Source organism: Nostoc sp. CMAA1605 (genome assembly GCF_021596505.1).
GTDB lineage: Bacteria > Cyanobacteriota > Cyanobacteriia > Cyanobacteriales > Nostocaceae > Trichormus.
Map to the genome: position 1 here is coordinate 1 of NZ_PJIZ01000073.1, position 20,341 is coordinate 20,341.

The window sequence follows — 20,341 nt, forward strand, 5'->3', positions numbered from 1 at the left end:
TGGGCGGGTGTGGCGATAACGTGTCCATTTTCAATGAAGGCGATACCTAAAATATTACGGCGATCGCGCTCATCTGTACCATTGGCGATCGCGGTAATTAAATTCACCGTGATTTCTTCGCCCTCACCCCGAATAATATAATCTACCCAAGGAGCTTCCTGAAACACCTCATTATACATATAGTAGGATGCACCCCACCCATGATGGTTTTCGCTTGGGGGACAAACCTCTTTCACAATCCTTAAGTGGTTTGCGATTGATAAATCATGGGGGTGATAGCTGTTGCTAACACCACATCCGGCTGATGTTCAGCAATCATCTTGGCTAAAGCATCATCAGCAATATAATCTGTCATCGCATCAATGAAGCGAATATCATTAAAGCCTGCTGTCTTTAACGCTCCACCCACATAAGGAACCCAACTTGGTGGCCAATTCCCGGCAATTTCCGCACCACCAGAATGATAATTGGGTTGAATCATCATGATCCGCATAATCTACCTCCTAATTAGGAACTGGGGACTGGTGATTAGGGACTGGGATTTTTACACTGCTCAATGCCCAGCTAACAGCACCGTCAAGCTAGTGCTATCCTGTAGTTTTCTCTGACTTTTCACTGGTATCTAGAAAACCCCTCTCCAAACCTCTCCCCTACAAGGAGAGAGGCTTTAAATTTCCCCCTTCCCTTGTAGGGAAGGGGGTTAGGGGGTTAGGTTTTAAGTTAACTTTTCGACATAACGTGAAAAGTCAGATAGGTTGCTTCCCCGACTTCCTGAAAAAAGTCGCGGATCTTAATCAACGCTAACCACTCCGTATATTGATGAAAAGTTATGATGAGGATGCTAATCGAACGATAAATTACCATTTATCCACACATCCTTATATAACTTTATAGTTATTAATCCTTAAAATAAAGTTCCTGTTTGAAAAATTAATAGTTAGTCAATAGTTATTGGGGAATGGGGACTGGGGACACTTCGACAAGCTCAGTGCTTCGCTGGGGACTGGGGACTGGGGACTGGGAAATAGTAAGAAATAGACTTGATTATCAATGCCCTATGCCCCATGCCCTATGCCCCATGCCCCATTCCCCATGCCCCATTCCCTAAGTCTTCGCCAAAGGCAATCTCACCGTAAAAGTTGCCCCTTGCCCTAAGCCGGGACTCTCAGCTTTGACTGTACCACCGTGTATTTCGACGAAATGACGAACAATTGCTAGCCCTAGCCCGATACCACCTTCCACTCTGGTGGTTTTTGAGTCGGCTTGACGAAAGTATTCAAAGACATGGGGTAAAAATTCGGGTGTAATGCCTTTACCAGTGTCGATTACTTGGATTTGGGCTTCCTCTTCTATCTTTTCTAATCTGACTTCCACCTCTCCCCTGGGGGTGTGAATTTTACGGCATTGGAGAGTAAATTCCAGACTACCTGCTGTAAGCGATCGCCATCCCCTATGACTGGGTTAATATTCTCATCGAGTAAGGTGTGAATGGGAATTGATTTAGCGTCTGCGGCTAGGCGTACTGTCTCTAGTGCCGCTAAAATTGTGCTACGTAAATCTACTCGGCGAATATTTAAATTGAGCTTACCCTGTAAGATGCGGGAGACATCGAGTAAGTCATCAATTAATTGTGTCTGTAATTTGGCGTTGCGTTCAATGGTTTCTAATGCTTGGGTGATGGTGGCTTCATTATACTTGCGGGTGCGGAGTAACTTTGCCCATCCCAAAATCGGATTGAGGGGGTTCTGAGTTCGTGGGAAAGGACGGTGAGAAATTCATCTTTGACGCGGTTGGCTGACTCGGCGGCTGCACGGGCGTTTTTTTCGGCTTCGTAAAGTTGAGCGCGTGCGATCGCTTGGGCGGCTTGTTGTGCTAACGTCAACATAAATCTTTGGTTTTCGTCCGTAAATTCTTGCTCTTGAGCAAAACTTAATCCTAGAACTCCAATTGTCTGCTGTTCGACAATCAGAGGAATACAAGCAAAGGCACAATTACCTGTAAGATAGGGGACATTAGCAATAGCTGGGTATTGACTGGCTAAGGCGGCGATATTTTCTAAAAAAATGGGTTTTCCTGTTCTTGCTGCTACTGCGATGGGAACATTGGCTGTGATGGGAAAACTCGTCCAACTTTCTCTAATCGAATCAGGATAACCGATAGCTTCTATAATCTTGAGTGACTTACCACCCGCTTCGATTAACACCACAGAACCAGCCACAGCACCCAAAGCCCCAATTCCTTGATTAACTACCACATCAGCCACCTGTTGAGGAGTCAGGGCTTCTGAGAAAGCAGCAGTAATGCTTTGTAACCTGGCTGTGCGATTTGCAGCCATTTCTGCGGCTTGTTTTGCCTGCTGAGTTTCTTGGAGTGCAAGTTGGCGATCGCTAATATCTTCTACAATCCCAAAAGCATATTGTGCCTCTCCCTCATCATTACAAACTGCCGATGAGGTCAAATTTACCCAGATCATCGAACCATCTTTGCGAATGTATCGTTTTTCTAGAGAATAACTGCTAATCTCCTGCGTCAAAACTCTTTGAGCATGATTCCAATCATTGACTAAATCATCAGGATAAGTAATATCCTGAAATCTCATTTGAATTAACTCTTCATCACTATAACCAGTCAGTCTACAAAGAGCTGGATTGACTTGCAGAAATTGCCCATCTAAAGAAATGAGGGCTATACCTAAAGCCGCCTGATCAAACATCGCCCTAAATAAAGCTTCACTCTTGCTGAGTGCTTGTTCTGTGAGCTTTTTTTGTGTAATATCCAGACCAGTCACACCCACACCGAGTAATTGCCCATCAGGTAAACAAACAGGATAGTAACTTACCAACCCCCAACGATAAACCCCTGATGGATATGTTTCTCCCTTAACTTCTTGATTCAGTAAGGGTGCTTTTGTGGACATAACTCCAGATAAAATTGGCTCAATTTGATCAGCCCACTGTGGTAAAACTTCTCGGAAAGTACGTCCAATGTGTTGACTTTGTGGCACACCATTAATCGTCGCTAGTGCTTCATTCACATAAACATAGCGGAGTTCTGTATCTAAAAAAGCCAGGGCTACGGGAGAACTGGCTAACCAAGCATTCATTAATGCTAAAGATTCTTCTTTTTTTTGAATAGCTTCTTGCAAACTCTGTCGCAATTTTGCTTTTTCTTGTTCTACCTGTTGACGCTGAGTAGTATTGATGGCTACACAGGTAATCCCCTGAATTTGCTCATTGATTTTCAGAGTTTCTACCAATAAATCATAATAAAGAACTTGTCCCCGCAAAATTACACGCACTTCTTCACGAGCAGCAACATCATTCTCTAAAACTCTGCGCTTAATACTTGTTAACTGCTCTGCTATTTCAGGGGGAAATAATTCATCATCAGACTTTCCCAAAATTTCATCCGCCGTAGTGCCTTGGAGATTATGAATCCACTGATAGCACAAATTTTGATCTTGCTGAAATACTATAATATCCGAGTTACTTAATGCTAATCTAAACCTAGCCTCACTAGCTTTGAGTTTCTGTAAATTGACCTCATCTCGATGTTTGGCATTTCTTAAAACCACAAACAAAACAGTCAAAAGTAACCCTTGTAAAATGAACAAGGTAAGTTTGACAAGATGAGCCATATCAAAAGATAGCTCAAATTTCGGCAGCAGAAAAAAGTAGTCACTGATGACAACAGATAAGCCAGTTGCTAATAGTCCTGAATTCCAGCCGCCACTCCAAGCACTTAGGACAACAGCACTAAAAAATAGTAGAAACGGAGTGCTACTCATTTCTACCCAAGGTTCTAGCATTAGCATGAATATGAGTGCCAACATTACTGTTACCACGACAATGCCAACGCGTAACAAAGAAGAAAGAGCAGTGTAGGGCATGGATATTTAGAACAACCAATACTGATTGCAGATGATTTATTTAACCTAAGCTAGTTTGCATACTTTTGTAACTTATCTCTAGATAGATTCTCTCATGATCAAAAAAGACTTCTTTAGCTAGATGCTAAGTTTTAATTTAGTTGAATATTCGTGCGAAAATGAGATTTAAAAAGCAAAATTTATCATACTTTTTATTTAAATTATCCAGCTTTATAACAGGTTACTAACTTGATTTTTAAAACTTAATAATAATTAGAAAAAGCGTGAAATAAAAGTTAACTTATGCAACAGTTTGCACAAAAATTTCTACTTTCTAGCATTCCCAGACTGACAAACTTTGGATAACTGCTACTAATTTTTCAATGTGTGTTGCTTGGTGAGTGGCCATGAGAGAGATTCTAATGCGACTGGTGGGAACAGTAGGGGGACGAATAGCAGGGGCAAAAATCCCAGAGGCTTTGAGTTTTTCACCTGCTTGCAATGCTGCTGTTGCACTGGCTAGCTGCAAACATAAAATGGGTGACTCTGATGGTAATAAATTCAGCTTGAGTGATTGCTGTTGTAGCAGTTGTTTTAAATAATTGATCTGATTCCACAACTGAGTGCGGCGTTGTGGTTCTTGTTGAACTATATTCACTGCGGCTAAAGCTGCTGCTGTGTCTGCGGGTGAGAGTCCAGTGGTGTAAATCCAACTAGGGGCGCGATTTCGCAAAAAATCAATCAATTTACCACTTCCAGCCACATAACCGCCTAAACTACCCAAAGCTTTACTCAATGTGCCGATTTGAATTAATTCCCTCCCACTACAACCAAAATATTCCACACAACCCGCACCAGTTTCACCCATTACCCCAGTCGCATGAGCTTCATCAACTAGCAGCATACAACTAAATTCATCAGCTAAGTCTAAAAGTTGCGGTAACGGGCATAAGTCGCCATCCATACTAAAAACAGTATCAGTCAAGATGAGACAGCGACGATAGTTTTTTCTATGTTCACCTAAGAGGGTATGCAGTTGTGTCACATCACAATGGGGATATTCTATAACTGTTGCCCCACTGAGAATCGCGCCATTTTTCAGGCTGGAATGATTATACTGGTCAGATAAGATTAAATCTCGCTTACCTACTAAAGCCGCGATCGCACCCAGATTCGCCAAGTACCCCGAACTAAATACTAAAGCATCTTCGGCTTGTTTTAAATTAGCGATCGCCTGTTCTAATTCTCTGTGTAATTCTCTATGTCCACTGAGTAATCTAGAACCAGTGCTACCTGTACCAAACTCTTTTGTAGCAGCCACCGCCGCCTCAATCAAACGTTCATCCCCAGCCAATCCCAAATAGTCATTACTAGCAAAATTAATAACTTCCTGCCCATCTAATATGACAGTCGCGCCTGACAGACCATGTATAGTTTTTACCGCCCGATACCAATCAGCGCGATGAATCGTTTCAAGAGATTGTTGTAACCAATCATAGGGATTGGGCATATTAATAAATCGTATTTTTGAGGCTTTTTTCTCTTGCTAGAATGACTTAAATTATTGCACGCGGTTTGCTGCAATATCAGCTTCAGCTTTCGCAATTAGTCGATCTAATTTTCCTGATGTTAAATCATTTTCTATTTGCTGATCCCACATTTTTTCTAAATATTCTTCCAGCCAGGCAGCTAGTTGACGAATATCATTTTCTGGTAATTGTTTGATCGCGGCTTCAATCTCTGGCAAAGTACCCATATCTGAGTTGATACTTCAATACATTTTCTTATTTTATCAGACTCTGAAAAACCGTATTGAGACTATCTTCAAAACATAAAAATAATTGCAAACTTCTAAGAATAGACAACTCTTTTCAATAAAAAGAACAAAATTCCATGACTATTAACTAACTTGTTCGCTACTGCTAAGATGAGCGATCGCTTGTTTAATCCAGTCTTCTACATAGGCATCTTTGGGTAAACCAATATCTTCACTGACTACGTGTAAGGCGTGACTAACTTCGTGGGCGGTGTAGCCCAAGGCGAATAGAGTCATTTGCACTTCTTCAAGAATCCCAGGGGCTGGCCCTTCGGTAGCGACGAAGAAGCCTGCTGATTTGCGCCATTCGATTAATTTAGCTTTGAGTTCTAAACAAATGCGTTCAGCGATTTTTTTACCCACACCAGGGGCTTGAATTAATATCTGGGTGTTAGCTGCAATGATGGCTTGGACTAAATCTGGTAATTCCAGGGTGTCCAACAGGGCGATCGCTAAAGCTGCACCTACACCACTGACAGTTAATAAGTGGCGGAATAAATCTCTTTCGGCTGGGGAAGCAAAACCGTAAAGTAGGGGTACTTCCTCCCGAATTTGGTAATGGGTGAAAATCTGTACTAGGTCGCCAGTGGTGGGTAATTGCTTGGCTAACCGTTGGGGAATTTGTAAATCATAACCCATACCGTTGACTTCGAGCGTCAACAGCACGCGATTACTGCCTACATTTTGAATACCGGCGACTATACCTTTGAGATAGCTAATCATTCTAGGAAACCGAAATACTTTAAACCTTCAATAATTCCACCTGCACAGAAATCTTGTGCTAGGTAACGATGATCTGCGGGATACTCGCTGTGCCATTCCAACAACTCTGGTCTAGCATTTCCGACTATGATTCCCCGTTCGTTGCCCACAGCGAATAAAGCAATATCATTACCTGAATCACCACAGACAACTGTTTGTTCTGCTGCAAATTTCCACTTTTGACGTAGAAACTGCATTGCCTGACCTTTATCGCTGCTACGCGGCACAATGTCAAGGTCAATACCGCTACTATAAATTAACTTTACATTTACTTCATATTTTTCTAACTCTGACTCAAGTTGTGGTAAGACATCAATAGCTAATTCTTGTTCCAGAAAAAAGCTGAGTTTAAAGGGACGCTGTTCTGAGTCTGGTTGTGGTGTGAGTTGTGCAAATTTCTGTGTAACAGATAATACTATTTCCCTATCCCAGCCAACGGAGAGAATTTCCGACCAAGTAGGATCAGGGGTAGCATTGCCATCTAAGTAAATTTCCGTACCCACAGAAAGCACTAACCCATCGGGGTGGAGGAGATTTTTTTCCTCTTTGAGTTCTTGGTACAAAACAGGCGATCGCCCAGTAGCATAAACTATCTTCGTCCCATATTCTTGGCGATGCTCCTCTAAAATTTGAGCCAACTGCACTAAAGCAGCATCATTACCCACAAAGGTGTGGTCTAAGTCAGTAACAAACAAAAATGGTTGGACTGCTTTCATGTTGATCTACTCCCAGGAATATGGTTGCCAAAATACGGAAAAATTTTCGATTTTAGAACTTAACGATCAAATCTATGAATGACAAAAACAGCAGGCGATCGCACCAAAAACCTCGTTGGTATGGCTATTAGCTGCATAACCTTCACTACTTTACTAGGAATGGGTACTTTTACCACTCATCCCTGAAGTTAGTAACTATATTTTTTAGCTTTTGCCTCAATCCTGGATATCGAGTACAAGCACATCAAAAAACAAAGCGGGAGGAACATCCACACCGCTTTCTGCACTTATAGTAAATATTGTTGCCATCAAAAAATCAAATCAGGATGCAATTACATTTATTAATTCAGCCAAAAACCGCCTATTTTGCCATCTTTAATGCTAAGTCTAGCTAACACATCATCACTGCGGTCTTTAAATGTCAGTTTCCATAAATATACTTGATACCCTTGCTGATTTAGTTTTCCTAAGAAAGCTGCTGAATATCCTTTCTTAATTCGCGGAGCAAACTGACTATGAACTTTTGTAAATAGTTCCTTGTTTATACCTGCTTTAAAGGCAGTCTCTCCTTGAGAAATAAATTGATCGTAATTGTTTTCCTCAATCGCCTTAATGAGATTTGTAAAAGCTTTTTGTGCTGATTGTTCAGCTTGATGGCCTTGAGTTTGTTTTATTTGTTCATTACCCAAGGAAATATTTTGTGTGCTGGCTAAAGTGAAAGGGGATAAAGCGATCGCTGCGGCAATCACTAAGACCATCTTATTCATTGATACTGTAACTCCTGGGGAAATCTGTTGTAATTAAATATCTGCACATGATAACCTGTAGTAATTAATTAAACCAACTATATACTGTTGATTTTAGTTGAGAATTGTGTATTTAGTTATCTTAGAATTGGTGTCATTGCAACTGTCGAATAGCTCTGCTTTTTGAAAATAATGATGATGAACCAGAAGCAACAAGTTCTCAAATGTACATTGACAGCTAATGAATAAACAATACGACGTTAGCTAATTTAATAGATATTTTGAACTGATTTCTTATTTTACGGGTGAACTATATTTTCTCCAGAAACGCCGCCAAATTAACAACACTAAAATAGCAATAGTAAATCCGCTTAGGGTATATATCCCTTTAGTTGCTGGCATTAACCACCAGGGTTCTTGTTCGTTTGGTTTTGGTGGTACACTCAGCTTTAAATCGCTTAATTTGATTAAGGTAGACCTAACAGGGTTATTATTCTTTTCTCCTAATCCTGGTAGCCCTGCAACAAATGAGCCAAAAGCCCATCCTCCAGCTAGGAGGGTAACGAAATTTTGAAAATTGCGATCGCGTTCAGCTTTTTCTACTTCAACTCGACTACGAACGGCGTTAATGGTATCTGATAGTAATTTTAAACCTCGCTCCAGATTTTCCGAGTCTTTAGTTATCTGTAGGCGATATTTATCTTTAACTAATTTACTAAATTCTGTTAAAAACTTAACTTCTGTTTCTTGATTTGATTGAATTTTGTGAGACTTTTGTTTAATTCTGCCTAAGCGTTTTTCATAATTACTTAAATTAATATCAATTGTACCGCCTTGAAAATCAAGTATAGTTAATTCCCTTGTGTATTCATTGAGTGTATTCTGCACATCAACTAATGTTTCATATAATGTATTTAACTCGCTGCCTTTATTTCTAGCTTGCTCAATAGCATCACTTCCAACTCTAATTTTAGTAAAATAAGTTTGTAGTGAATGTTTTAATAGACGACTTTGACTATAAGCCCAAACTATTTTGTGCCGATAATAAAATAACCGTATCCAGTCAGAATAAAATTTGCCAGATTCGTTTAAAGTAGCTTCATCAGGATATATTATGATAATAAAATGCTGATTGTTTTGAGTTAGTTCAAAAATATTTGCTCCGAGAAAGTGTCCTTGACCTTGCAAATCTCCTTCCCAATCTAAACCGGGCATTAATGCTTGATAACAAGCTTGGGCAATCTCTTCAGAGTTTTTGGGTTGAGCAGGAGGTAGCCAGCCAGAGAGCATCCAGGTTTGCCCAATAGTAGCTGTTTGACTATTTAAGATTCGCTCAATTTCAGCCTTGATATCTGCAAAGCATTTAGCAGGTTGAGCATTAGTTTTATTTTTGAAAGCACACTCTACAAGTAAGCCATAACTATCACCGAGTAGCACAGGATAGAAATAGCCTTCATATTGTTCATGATGATGTTTTGTCAGTGCGTATACATCTTTGAGAAGATGTACATATTCGCCTGGAAAATCTTGCTCATTTTCTAATAATAATGGGTGAATGTATTCAGGAATTTTATTGTAATAAGATTGTTGATTCTGCTGAATCTCTTCTGGAGTATCACCCAAACTATACTTCAAGTCATAAAGAAAAAGGTCAATGGTGGGATAAATAAGGTCAGTCATTCCAAGAAATAATTTATATTTTGGATTCTGGATGGTCAACACAGATAATTTTTTATCTGTTAAAACATGAGGCTATTATCTTGTTAGTTAGTCAGCGAACAAATAAATTGATTGCCTGAGAAATCAAATTTATTGAAATAGATTATCAGTCATAGTTTTAACCCATGATGATATGTTTTGCCATTAGTTTAGTAGTCTATTGATAATTACGCAAGGGAAGGGATGAATTAACCCCCCTTATTCAAAGGTGGGGTTAAGGAGAATAAAGTTGCTATGGTTAAGGCAAATTATAGATGAATGAGGATAGCGTTATTTTTGTGCAAGATTTTGGTTTAAAAATTGTTGAAATTGCTCAAAGCGACTTAATTTTTTAGCAGTTTCAGAAGGATTGGGAGTTGCCATAACCCTGATAGCCATGTTGGTAATTTCATTGCTTCTCAAGTCTGATGAGCTAACTTGTGGAATAGCACGGGTTGTTGGTTGAAGTTTCTGCTGTGGTGCAATTTGTTCTACTTCAGCCTCACTAGGGAGTAAATTGAGGGGCATGGTATCGCCTAAATTATCTAAAAGAGATTTAGCGGCTTGAAACCGTTGATTTAAAGGTTCGTTAGCTTCGAGCATCGCTAACAAGCGGGGTTTGATGAGTATCTCCCAAGCTTTTGGGTTGACAGACAGTTGTTCAGCAACTTGGGATAAGTCTGATTGTTCCGTATCACTTAGAGGAGTTTCTAAATCTTTCAGGGCTAGTAACAGAGCTAATAAAGTATTGTTAAGATTGGTAGTTTCCATAAGGAAAATTACTAGGATTTTTTGGTTACATGATTAACTAGCCTAGCGTAAATACTTAAATTAATTTGTGGTTATGGAAAGAGAAGCATTGGTGATCGGGATTAATCGTTATCCGACGTTGATAGAAAAACCTAGCGATCGCCCGCCGCATCTCAAAGCCCCAGCTACTGATGCCGAAGCCATAGCCCAAATTTTAGAAACTTATGGTAAATTCCATGTCGAGCGTTTACCAGCAGCTTATAATCAGGATGGGTCTTGTTTTGTCGATCCTCAGCAGCAGCTAACACTTAAAGACTTAGAAACAGCTATTGTTCAACTTTTCAATCCCCCTGGACGCAGCATTCCTGATACAGCGTTGCTGTTTTTTGCGGGGCATGGTTTACGCAAAGATATCGGTGGAGTCACAGAAGGTTTTTTAGCTGCCAGCGATACTTGTCCTGTGATTGGACAGTGGGGACTTTCTCTAGACTGGTTACGCAAACTCTTACAATCTTCCCCAGTGCGGCAGCAAATTGTTTGGTTAGATTGTTGTTATAGCGGTGAGTTATTGAGTTTCGATGATGCCGATCCTGGCAGTTTTGAGACAAAGGATAGATGTTTAATTACCGCTTCTCGTGGATTTGAAGTCGCTTATGAAGAACTGAGTGGCAATCATGGGATTTTGAGTGGCGCATTAGTAGAAGCACTAAAACCTGAAAGTCATGCTGAAGGCTGGGTGACAAATTACTCGCTGGTTGACTTAATCAAGCAGCAGTTAAAAACTGCCCGTCAGCGCCCCATCTTTCATAACACTGGCGGAGAAATTATCCTTACGGGACAAAAAGAAAAAATTGACCGTGCTGTTTTAATGGCAGAGTTATGTCCTTACAAGGGTCTAGCAGCTTTTGATTTTAACGAATCAGACCCCAAATATTTCTATGGACGCACCGCTTTAACTGATTTGCTTTTGGAGAAGATTCGGCAAGGGAATTTTTTGGCGGTTGTCGGAGCTTCTGGAAGTGGTAAGTCTAGTGTAGTCAAGGCAGGTTTACTGCATCAACTGAAGTTAGGCAAAAGATTGGGAGGAAGTGACCAATGGGCAATCAAGATTTTTCGCCCCGGAGAGCATCCCCTCAAAAGTTTAGCTAGAGTATTTGCAGATCACATAACTCCCCGCCCGGTTCAGGATGCCCAAACGCAGACAGATAAACCGAAATCTGAATTAGAAAAGACAGAAGAATTACTCAACAAGGGTACAAGCGGATTAACTCAATTAGTTCAAGCCACATTGCAATCAGTAGAAGTACCGCATGAGCTAGAGCCTGATGCCAACACTCTACCCTTACAAAATCAAGTTTACCAGCGTCTCATTCTCGTTATTGACCAATTTGAAGAAGTTTTCACTCTCTGTCAAGATGAAAACGAGCGACAGCAGTTTTTTGAGTGTTTATTAGGGGCATTAAATAATTCTGGGTTGACTGTAGTCATAACGATGCGGGCAGATTTCTTTGGCAAATGTGCCGAACAGGAATATGCAGGATTAGCACAGAAAATTCAAGAGAATCTGATTACTGTCACCCCAATGAATCAAAAGGAGTTGACCCAAGCCATTACCCAACCCGCCTATCAAGTCGGGTTAGAAGTGCAACGGGAACTAGTAGAACAAATGTTAGCCGATGTCGAAGGCCCTGGTAGTTTACCTTTGTTGCAATATACCCTAACAGAATTGTGGCGTAAGCGAGAGGTAAATCGCTTAACTTTGGCAGAATATAGCAGACTTGGTGGAGTCAAAGGCACGCTACAAAAACGGGCTGATGAAGTTTATGATGCACTTGACTCCAAAGAAGAACAACCGACTGCTAAACGGATATTCATCGAGTTAACTCAGTTGGGAGAAGGAACAGAAGACACCCGCAGACAGGTGTTTAAGACAGATTTAGTCAACCCCCAGCAATCGGCTGAAGTGGTGGAACAAGTGCTGATGAAGTTGACAGATGCCAGATTAGTTGTAACATCGGAACTGCAAGCACGGGGAGAGAGTCAAAAGACAGTGACAGTGGTGGATGTCGCCCATGAAGCACTGATTCGCCATTGGCCAAGACTGCGTGCTTGGGTGAGTGAAAACCGAGCCGCCATCCGCGTTGAGCGCAAGATTGAGGCAGCATCAGAGGAGTGGGAAAGTAAAAACAAGTCCAAAGATTATCTTTTTACCGGGTCAAAATTGGCAGAGGCAGAGAATTACTTACAAGAGTATGGGGATCTCGGTTTGCTGTCGCATTTAGCATCGGAATTTGTTCAGAAAAGTATTCAGCAACGTAACACAAGTAAATGGCTCAGGTTTGGCGTAGTTGCTGCTTTTGTAGGCGTGGTAGCTATAGGCGCAGTTGCTTCAACAATTTTTGGATTTGAGTCTCGCAAACAAGCAAGCATAGCCAAAGAACAAGCAACTATTGCCAATCTGCGAGAGAAAGCTACAAACATCCAATATACACTGCCAATATCAACAAATGTAGAGCAATTAATGTCAGCAATTGCGGCAACGGGTGAAAGTAAGTCACAACTGGGGGAAGTTTTGAATGAAGTTCAATTTAGTTTATTAAAAGCAATAGAAGCTGTGCGTGAGCGCAATATTTTTTCCGGTCATACCGATAATGTCAATGCGCTGGCGTTCAGTCCCGATGGTCAGTACATTGTCAGTGGCAGTTCAGACAAGACGCTACGAATTTGGGATACAAAAGGCAAGTTGCTCCACACCATCAAGGGTCATACAGGTACTGTCCACGCGCTGGCGTTCAGTCCCGATGGCAAGTACATTGTTAGTGGCAGTGGGGACGAGACGCTACGAATTTGGGATACAAAAGGCAAGTTGCTCCACACCCTCAACGTTCATACCGATAGTGCTTCGGCGCTGGCGTTCAGTCCTGATGGTCAGTACATTGTCAGTGGTAGTAGTGAGAATAATACGCTACGGTTGTGGGATACAAAAGGCAAGTTGCTCCACACCCTTAAAGCTACATCTGCTGTCTTGGATCTGGCGTTCAGTCCCGATAGTCAGTACATTCTCAGTGGTGGTTATGAGAATACAATACAGATGTGGGATACAAAAGGCAAGTTGCTCCACACCCTCAACGGTCACACATCTACTGTCACGGGGCTGGCGTTCAGTCCCGATGGTCAGTACATTGTCAGTGGCAGTGATGACAAGACGCTACGGTTGTGGGATACAAAAGGCAACTTGCTCCACACCCTCAACGGTCATACAGGTACTGTCCACGCGCTGGCGTTCAGTCCCGATGGCAAGTACATTGTTAGTGGCAGTGGGGACGAGACGCTACGGTTGTGGGATACAAAAGGCAACTTGCTCCACACCCTCAACGGTCATACAGGTATTGTCACGGCGCTAGCATTCAGTCCCGATGGTCAGTACATTGTCAGTGGCAGTTGGGACAAGACGCTACGGTTGTGGGATACCCCGGATACAAAAGGCAAGTTGCTCCACACCCTCAACGGTCACACATCTACTGTCACGGGGCTGGCGTTCAGTCCCAATGGTCAGTACATTGTCAGTAGCAGTGGGGACAAGACGCTACGGTTGTGGGATACAAAAGGCAAGTCGCTCAACACCCTCATCGGTCATACAAGATATGTCTCGGTGCTAGCGTTCAGTCCCGATGGTCAGTACATTGTCAGTGGCAGTCCAGACAATACGCTACGGTTGTGGGATACAAAAGGCAAGTTGCTCCACACCCTCATCGGTCATACAGGTACTGTCAAGGCGCTAGCGTTCAGTCCCGATGGACAGTACATTGTCAGTGGCAGTTTTGACAATTCCCTACGGTTGTGGGATACAAAAGGCAAGTCGCTCAACACCCTCATCGGTCATACAAGATATGTCTCGGCGCTAGCGTTCAGTCCCGATGGACAGTACATTGTCAGTGGCAGTTGGGACAAGACGCTACGGATGTGGGATACAAAAGGCAAGTTGCTCCACACCCTCATCGGTCATACAGGTACTGTCAATGCGCTGGCGTTCAGTCCCGATGGTCAGTACATTGTCAGTGGCAGTGATGACAAGACGCTACGGATGTGGGATACAAAAGGCAACTTACTCCACACCCTCAACGGTCATACAAAAAGTGTCAATGCGCTGGCGTTCAGTCCCGATGGTCAGTACATTGTCAGTGGCGGTTATGACAACACGCTACGGTTGTGGGATACAAAAGGCAACTTGCTCCACACCCTCAACGGTCATACATCTACTGTCTGGACGCTGGCGTTCAGTCCCGATGGTCAGTACATTGTTAGTGGCAGTTCAGACAATACGCTACGGTTGTGGGATACAAAAGGCAAGTTGTTCCACACCTTCAACGGTCATACAGAACCTGTCACGGCACTGGCGTTCAGTCCCAATGGTCAGTACATTGTCAGTGGCAGTTATGACAAGACGCTACGGGTGTGGCTTGGTGGTGGTTGGCAAGATTGGCTAAAAGTGGGATGCGATAGGTTATACGAGCATCCTGCACTTGTAGAAGCTAAAACTGAAGAGGCAAAAGCCGCAGCGCAAACCTGTCTCGACCTTGCCAAATGGAGCAACAGCGAAAAAGCTCAGTTTCTGGTTAATCAAGGTCAAGCCATAGCTTCAGCAGATGGAGATATCAAAACTGCGGAAGCTAAGTTTAATCAAGCCCGAAAATTGGATTCTAACGTAGCTATCCCTAGCACAACAGAAGTCAGACAGTTAGCTGCCCCGGCTCTGGTTACTCAGGGAGAAAAGCTCGTTCAAGATGGTAAAGTCAAGGAAGCTCTTGCAGCCTACGCAGATGCACAAAAATTCGACCCCAACTTGAAAATATCTGCTAATTCTTGGAATAATCTCTGTTGGGATGGCAGTTTGAGGGAATATGCCGCAGATGTCATGTTTGCCTGTGATAAAGCGGTGGCACTTGAGCCTGAAAATACAGAAATTCGTCAGAGTCGTGGTGTTGCTAGGGCGTTGACTGGCAATACTCAAGGAGCAATTGAAGATTTTGAGGTATTTCTGAAGTCGAATGATAATGAACAAGTCAAAGGTTGGGTTAATGCTCTCCGTGCTGGTAAAAATCCTTTCACCAAGGAGGAAATTCAGCGTTTATTAGATGCGAGTCAGTGAACAGTTATCGTAAAACCTAACCCCCTAACCCCCTTCCCTAGTAGGGAAGGGGGAAAATTAAAGCCTCTCTCCTTCTAGGCTAAGGTGTACACACATTTTTGTGCTGAGTGCAAAATGTGGCTTGAGGCTTTTTTATTGGTTAGAGTGGTTGGAAAGTGGCGTTGCGATCGCACTGTGTAACGCACCAGCCTTATAGAAATATTCTCAACTAACAAGGTTAATGCAGGACTCTGTGATATTTGTAATTGGATTTCACATCTTTTAATAATTTTCCTAGTAATTTTGGACAATAATTCTTTAAAACTGACAATAATTATTTAATGTACATATGGTGTCCATTAAATTATTATTGTCCAATTTAAAGAATTATTGTCATCTCTGCAAATACACACCCAATCGCCATAATCCTTGATATATAAGGGTTATGGTATTTCGATTCTAAAATTATTCTCTGGTGAAGTTTAAATCAAATGATGTCATAAATCCTGTAAACTTTTAAAGTAAATGATGTCATATTTTTTTGGGAGTAGATTATGCCCAGAAAGTCTACCAGTCAAGTCTTTTCAGCATTTGAGACTGAAGATACAGCCCAAAGTGAAGAAAAAGAAACAGAGTATCTGCTAGTTAACGAAGAATCACCAGAATATCTCAAAAAGGTGGAATTGATAGATGCCATCTGTCAAGCACCTAACAAAGCAGCTCGTAAGGATGCGATCGCAGATGCAGCGAAAGCTTTGGGTAAAAGCACTCGAACTATTAAGCGCATGGTAGAGAAAGTCGAGCAGGTAGGAGTTGCAACTCTAGCTGTTGGGCGCAAGGATAAAGGACAATATCGTATTTCCAAACAGTGGCATGATTTTATTGTAAAACTTCATGAATGGGGTAACAGAGAAGGTTCCCGGATTAATCACAATCAGATTTTTGGGTTCTTACAATCTTTAGCTTCTAAAGGAATAGAACTGCAAAACAAGAATTATGATGAGAGCTTTAAGGGCTACTCTCAAGTAAGGAAGGATTTAATTGTAGGACAGCATCCTTCTCATGTCACTGTTTATAAAGTCATAAATTCTTATCTAGAAGCAAAAAATAAGACAGTTCGCCATCCTGGTTCCCCGATAAAAGGACAAATTATTCAAACAACAGATGGGATTTTAGAAATTACTCACAGTAACCAAATTTGGCAGATAGACCATACTAAATTAGATATTTTGTTAGTTGATGAGGAAGAAAAACAAGTTATTAGTCGTCCATATATCACGTTGGTAATGGATAGTTATTCTGGGTGTGTCACAGGATTTCATTTAGGTTTTGAACCTGCCGGCTCACATGAAGTTGGTTTGGCTCTGCGTCATGCAATTCTTCCAAAACACTACACGAAAGAATATCAGCTTGAAAAAACATGGGAGATTTATGGAATTCCTGAATATGTAGTGACAGACCGTGCTAAAGAATTTAAGTCAGGGCATTTAAGACAAATTTCACTACAATTGGATTTTACACGACGTTTACGTGCTTTTCCTCAAGCTGGAGGTTTAATTGAGTCGATATTTGACAAAATTAATAAAGAAATTTTATCCTTATATGGTGGATACACTGGTTCTAGTATTGAGGAACGTCCTCCAGAAGCAGAAAGAACTGCCTGTTTGACGCTGGATGAGCTAGAGAAAATATTAGTGAGATATTTTGTAGACCATTATAATTATCACGATTATCCAAGAGTCAAAAATCAAAAACGTATTGAACGATGGAAATCAGGCTTTTTACTAGAAGAACCTGAGCTTATTGATGAACGCGAATTAGATATTTGTTTAATGAAAATTGCGATCCGCAATGTAGAAAAATATGGTTCTGTAAACTTTCTTGGTTGGATATATCAGGGTAATTGCTTGGTAAATTATGTAGGAAACAAAGTTTCTTTAAGATATGACAAGCGTAATATTACAACTGTTCTTGCTTATACTCGACCTGTTAATGGTGAACCAGGAGAGTTTATTGGTACTATACAGGCTAGAGACTGTGAGCGAGAAAAAGTATCTCTGGGTGAATTGAATTACATCAAGAAGAAATTGCGAGATGAAGGTAAACAAGTTGATAATTCATCCATTTTAAACGAACGCTTGGCTAGATTCGAGGATGTTCAAAAAACTCGTGAGGGAAGACGCAGGCAACGCCGTAAAAAAGCCCAGCAAGAACATGAGGTTAAGACTAATAAATCAAAAGTATATGAGATATTTCCCGAAAATAAACCAGCCGAAGAAATCTTAATTTCACAAGAAAATGTAACATATACTAACTTTGACTCTGATACACACAACAATGTAAATTCAATAGACGAGCCAATTCAGCAGAGTACAACTGATACCAGTCAAACAGCAAAGGCTAAACGACGACCCAGAGTTGGTGTTAATGATTGGAATCAATTCATGAGGGATCATTGGTGAATGCAATGCCAGAGACAAACTTAGCTCGTGCCAATTTAGAATTTCAGCCACAGGTAGCTGGAAGTTTTCAACCTGCTGAGGAACAACGGCGATCGCCCCAAGCACAAGCTGAGGTTGAGCGAATTGGTAAAGCTAACACTTACTATCCCCTAGACCGCGATACAGAATTGTTTGACTGGCTTGATGATCAGCGTGATGCCAAACTCTGTGGTTATGTTACATCAGCCACAGGTTCTGGTTTACTAAAAGCCTGTCAACTGTACAGGACAAAATATGTAAAGCGAAGAGGAACGTTATTAGAAGTCCCAGCGACAGTAATTTACGCCGAAATAGCACAGCATGGAGGCCCAACAGATTTATATTGCTCCATTATGGAAGAAATTGGTCATCCCCTTGCTCATGTGGGAACACTGCGAGATTTGCGATCGCGTGCATGGGGAACGCTTAGAGGCTACGGTGTTAAAATCCTCATCATTGGTAATGCTGATTATCTAACTTTAGAATCATTTAATGAGCTAATTGATATTTTCACGAAACTACGAATCCCCGTTATCTTAGTTGGGACTTACTATTTAGGTGAAAATATTCTTGAACGGAAAAGTCTCCCATACGTGCGCGTTCATGACTCATTTTTAGAGTCATATGAATTTCCTAATTTAACTGAAGAGGAGATAATTGAAGTTGTGGACGATTGGGAGAGACAAGTTCTGCCAGAAAATCGTCGATTAAGTCTTACGCAAATTGATAGTGCAATCTCTTATTTACGAATAAAGTCTGGAGGATTGATTGAACCTTTGTATGATTTACTTCGTAAGATTGCAATACTAAAAATAGATGAGCCACATTTTGAACTGAATCAATATAATTTGATTAAAAAGTTTGGTAGACGCAAAAATCCGAAAGTTAAATTCCAGAACAAAAGCTAAAATTTATCTTTGGATGAGAGGCACTTATTTTGTAGACTACTATATTTACTACAGGCTAACACTAAGACTTTAGTCCATACTGTTACTGCCAACAAAACTCAGTGTTTGCTCAACAGATTTTAACGCCGATTGAATATCCCTATTGAGAGCATCCACCTCAGCTTGAATTAAGGTCACACCCTTACCAATATCTGTGAGGGATTTTTTGATAGTTCTGATGCGTCCCAAAGCTGTGCGAATTTGCTCAAGCTGCTGTTCAATAACAGTCACATCTATCTTTGACTGATAAGTACGCAGTTGAGTCACTCGTTGTTGAATGACTAGAAACCGAATCGCAATAATCAAAAATGGCTGAGTTGTCGCAATCCAGCAACCAGCTTCAGTCACACCCTCTGCCCAGTCACCAATTTCCTGTGCTAGTCCCTCACGGGAATAACTTAAAAAAATTGCTGCATTTGCAGAACGCCGCAGCATCGCCTGCTGTAAATGTTGAGCAATTGCTTGGCGACCAAACGGCTTGGAAGGTCTGTTTCTCGCTTCAATTACAATTGATAGTTCTATTGCCGCTAGGGATTTACTAGTGAACTTGACGAGAATATCACCTGTATCCTTATCGTTACCAATATGCTCTACCTCTATGCCATTAGACTTTGACCAAGTTTGTAATTCACCAACAACTAATTCTTCATAGCTAGTACCTTTTGCTGTTGTCTGTTGAAGTACCTGTTGTGTCACCTGGGTGTCGTGGATTTCTAGAGTCAGTTTTTCCACTTGTTCAATCAAGGGTTTGATAGACTCAGCAACTACATTTCTCACTGTCACTGCCAAAGTACCGTTTTCAGTAGTGACATTTGCTAATGCTGCTTTGAATGCCCCTTGAATAGAATCTGAGCGTTTGGCATCTAATAAATGACGTAATGTTTGAAGGAAGCGACCAACAACAGAGGTTTCCTTGGCAGGGTCGATGTCCTGTGTCAGCAAAGTGCTGACGCTATTGAGTTTCTCTGTGAGAATAGCTGAAGTTTGACTAATTTGGGATTGCAGTGGGGCTAATAATTGACCATTATCTGTGCCAATCTGACTAACCAATTCTTGCTGGAAAGATTCAGCAATCACTTTGACGGCTTGGTGAAATTCCACCAATAAAGATTCCATCTGCTGCTTGACTAATTCGTTGCCGTTACGAGCTTGAGTAGTTTGCAAGCAGAGAAATCCCAACTCAAAGGCATCGAGACAAATATCTTCATATTCTGACTGGGGAAATTGTTTGAGGTAGCTGATGGCATTCTGAAGCGGGAGAGCCATGCGAGAAATCAGGACATGATTCTCTGTGATTTCAATACTAGAGGGCAGATAGTAAGAGTCCTGAGTGGCGCGGTTCATGAATCAGTTGGTAGCTGGTGACGATAACAAGCACCCTACTATCTGTTTTTTGGCTGGGTCAAGGAGATAGAGAAAAGTTTTGTCAA

General features: G+C 41.4%; 12 protein-coding genes and 2 pseudogenes. 4 read left to right on the top strand and 10 right to left on the bottom strand.

The window, feature by feature from the left end; genetic code table 11:
- A pseudogene (locus tag CV014_RS21160) lies at nucleotides 1-493 on the bottom strand (B12-binding domain-containing radical SAM protein); the annotation flags it as partial.
- Between the two features lie 465 nt (nucleotides 494-958).
- On the opposite strand from CV014_RS21160, the gene CV014_RS21165 reads away from it, so the two are divergent.
- Entirely contained in the window at nucleotides 959-1,108 is a 150-nt protein-coding gene (locus CV014_RS21165; protein WP_236143837.1) for a hypothetical protein, read from the top strand.
- A gap of 2 nt (nucleotides 1,109-1,110) precedes the next feature.
- Here the strand turns inward: CV014_RS21165 and CV014_RS21170 are convergent.
- The 8 genes and pseudogenes from CV014_RS21170 to CV014_RS21205 form a co-directional block, all read right to left on the bottom strand.
- Nucleotides 1,111-3,889: pseudogene (locus tag CV014_RS21170) on the bottom strand (PAS domain S-box protein); the annotation flags it as partial.
- A 313-nt stretch (nucleotides 3,890-4,202) separates the two neighbouring features.
- Nucleotides 4,203-5,378, bottom strand: a complete 1,176-nt coding sequence (gene bioF, locus CV014_RS21175; RefSeq protein WP_236143838.1) for an 8-amino-7-oxononanoate synthase — start codon at nucleotides 5,376-5,378, stop codon at nucleotides 4,203-4,205.
- Nucleotides 5,379-5,429: 51 nt separating this feature from the next.
- On the bottom strand, nucleotides 5,430-5,624 hold the full coding sequence (locus CV014_RS21180) for a hypothetical protein (protein ID WP_236143839.1): 195 nt from the start codon (nucleotides 5,622-5,624) through the stop codon (nucleotides 5,430-5,432).
- Nucleotides 5,625-5,768: 144 nt separating this feature from the next.
- The gene (gene ruvA, locus CV014_RS21185) at nucleotides 5,769-6,407 is read right to left on the bottom strand and encodes a Holliday junction branch migration protein RuvA (protein ID WP_103139414.1); all 639 of its coding nucleotides are present in this window, start codon (nucleotides 6,405-6,407) and stop codon (nucleotides 5,769-5,771) included.
- Nucleotides 6,404-7,162: a sucrose-phosphate phosphatase gene (locus CV014_RS21190; RefSeq protein WP_236143840.1), complete on the bottom strand. Its 759-nt coding sequence runs from the start codon at nucleotides 7,160-7,162 to the stop codon at nucleotides 6,404-6,406. Before CV014_RS21190 ends, ruvA begins: the two co-directional genes overlap by 4 nt.
- Before the next feature lie 341 nt (nucleotides 7,163-7,503).
- Nucleotides 7,504-7,929: a hypothetical protein gene (locus CV014_RS21195; protein WP_236143841.1), complete on the bottom strand. Its 426-nt coding sequence runs from the start codon at nucleotides 7,927-7,929 to the stop codon at nucleotides 7,504-7,506.
- A 273-nt stretch (nucleotides 7,930-8,202) separates the two neighbouring features.
- A complete protein-coding gene (locus CV014_RS21200) occupies nucleotides 8,203-9,588 on the bottom strand; it encodes a hypothetical protein (protein ID WP_236143842.1) in 1,386 nt (461 codons plus the stop codon).
- Nucleotides 9,589-9,897: 309 nt separating this feature from the next.
- The gene (locus tag CV014_RS21205) at nucleotides 9,898-10,377 is read right to left on the bottom strand and encodes a hypothetical protein (protein WP_236143843.1); all 480 of its coding nucleotides are present in this window, start codon (nucleotides 10,375-10,377) and stop codon (nucleotides 9,898-9,900) included.
- 73 nt (nucleotides 10,378-10,450) lie between these two features.
- On the opposite strand from CV014_RS21205, the gene CV014_RS21210 reads away from it, so the two are divergent.
- The 3 genes from CV014_RS21210 to CV014_RS21220 all read left to right on the top strand — a co-directional run bounded on the left by CV014_RS21210 (nucleotide 10,451) and on the right by CV014_RS21220 (nucleotide 18,872).
- Complete coding sequence (locus tag CV014_RS21210) at nucleotides 10,451-15,505, top strand: nSTAND1 domain-containing NTPase (RefSeq protein WP_236143844.1); 5,055 nt, start codon at nucleotides 10,451-10,453, stop codon at nucleotides 15,503-15,505.
- Between the two features lie 533 nt (nucleotides 15,506-16,038).
- A complete protein-coding gene (locus CV014_RS21215; RefSeq protein ID WP_236143845.1) occupies nucleotides 16,039-17,946 on the top strand; it encodes a Mu transposase C-terminal domain-containing protein in 1,908 nt (635 codons plus the stop codon).
- A 5-nt stretch (nucleotides 17,947-17,951) separates the two neighbouring features.
- The gene (locus CV014_RS21220; protein WP_236143846.1) at nucleotides 17,952-18,872 is read left to right on the top strand and encodes an ATP-binding protein; all 921 of its coding nucleotides are present in this window, start codon (nucleotides 17,952-17,954) and stop codon (nucleotides 18,870-18,872) included.
- A 69-nt stretch (nucleotides 18,873-18,941) separates the two neighbouring features.
- On the opposite strand, the gene CV014_RS21225 is transcribed toward CV014_RS21220, so the two are convergent.
- Nucleotides 18,942-20,255, bottom strand: a complete 1,314-nt coding sequence (locus tag CV014_RS21225; RefSeq protein ID WP_236143847.1) for a hypothetical protein — start codon at nucleotides 20,253-20,255, stop codon at nucleotides 18,942-18,944.
- Nucleotides 20,256-20,341 lie beyond the last annotated feature (86 nt).

Excerpts from the sequence above, each read along its gene's own strand:
- CV014_RS21200 (WP_236143842.1), bottom strand. The coding sequence starts at position 9,588 with ATGACTGACCTTATTTATCCCACCATTGACCTTTTTCTTTATGACTTG.
- CV014_RS21225 (WP_236143847.1), bottom strand. The coding sequence starts at position 20,255 with ATGAACCGCGCCACTCAGGACTCTTACTATCTGCCCTCTAGTATTGAA.
- CV014_RS21180 (WP_236143839.1), bottom strand. The coding sequence starts at position 5,624 with ATGGGTACTTTGCCAGAGATTGAAGCCGCGATCAAACAATTACCAGAA.
- ruvA (WP_103139414.1), bottom strand. The coding sequence starts at position 6,407 with ATGATTAGCTATCTCAAAGGTATAGTCGCCGGTATTCAAAATGTAGGC.
- CV014_RS21195 (WP_236143841.1), bottom strand. The coding sequence starts at position 7,929 with ATGAATAAGATGGTCTTAGTGATTGCCGCAGCGATCGCTTTATCCCCT.
- bioF (WP_236143838.1), bottom strand. The coding sequence starts at position 5,378 with ATGCCCAATCCCTATGATTGGTTACAACAATCTCTTGAAACGATTCAT.
- CV014_RS21205 (WP_236143843.1), bottom strand. The coding sequence starts at position 10,377 with ATGGAAACTACCAATCTTAACAATACTTTATTAGCTCTGTTACTAGCC.
- CV014_RS21215 (WP_236143845.1), top strand. The coding sequence starts at position 16,039 with ATGCCCAGAAAGTCTACCAGTCAAGTCTTTTCAGCATTTGAGACTGAA.
- CV014_RS21165 (WP_236143837.1), top strand. The coding sequence starts at position 959 with ATGGGGACTGGGGACACTTCGACAAGCTCAGTGCTTCGCTGGGGACTG.
- CV014_RS21220 (WP_236143846.1), top strand. The coding sequence starts at position 17,952 with ATGCCAGAGACAAACTTAGCTCGTGCCAATTTAGAATTTCAGCCACAG.
- CV014_RS21210 (WP_236143844.1), top strand. The coding sequence starts at position 10,451 with ATGGAAAGAGAAGCATTGGTGATCGGGATTAATCGTTATCCGACGTTG.
- CV014_RS21190 (WP_236143840.1), bottom strand. The coding sequence starts at position 7,162 with ATGAAAGCAGTCCAACCATTTTTGTTTGTTACTGACTTAGACCACACC.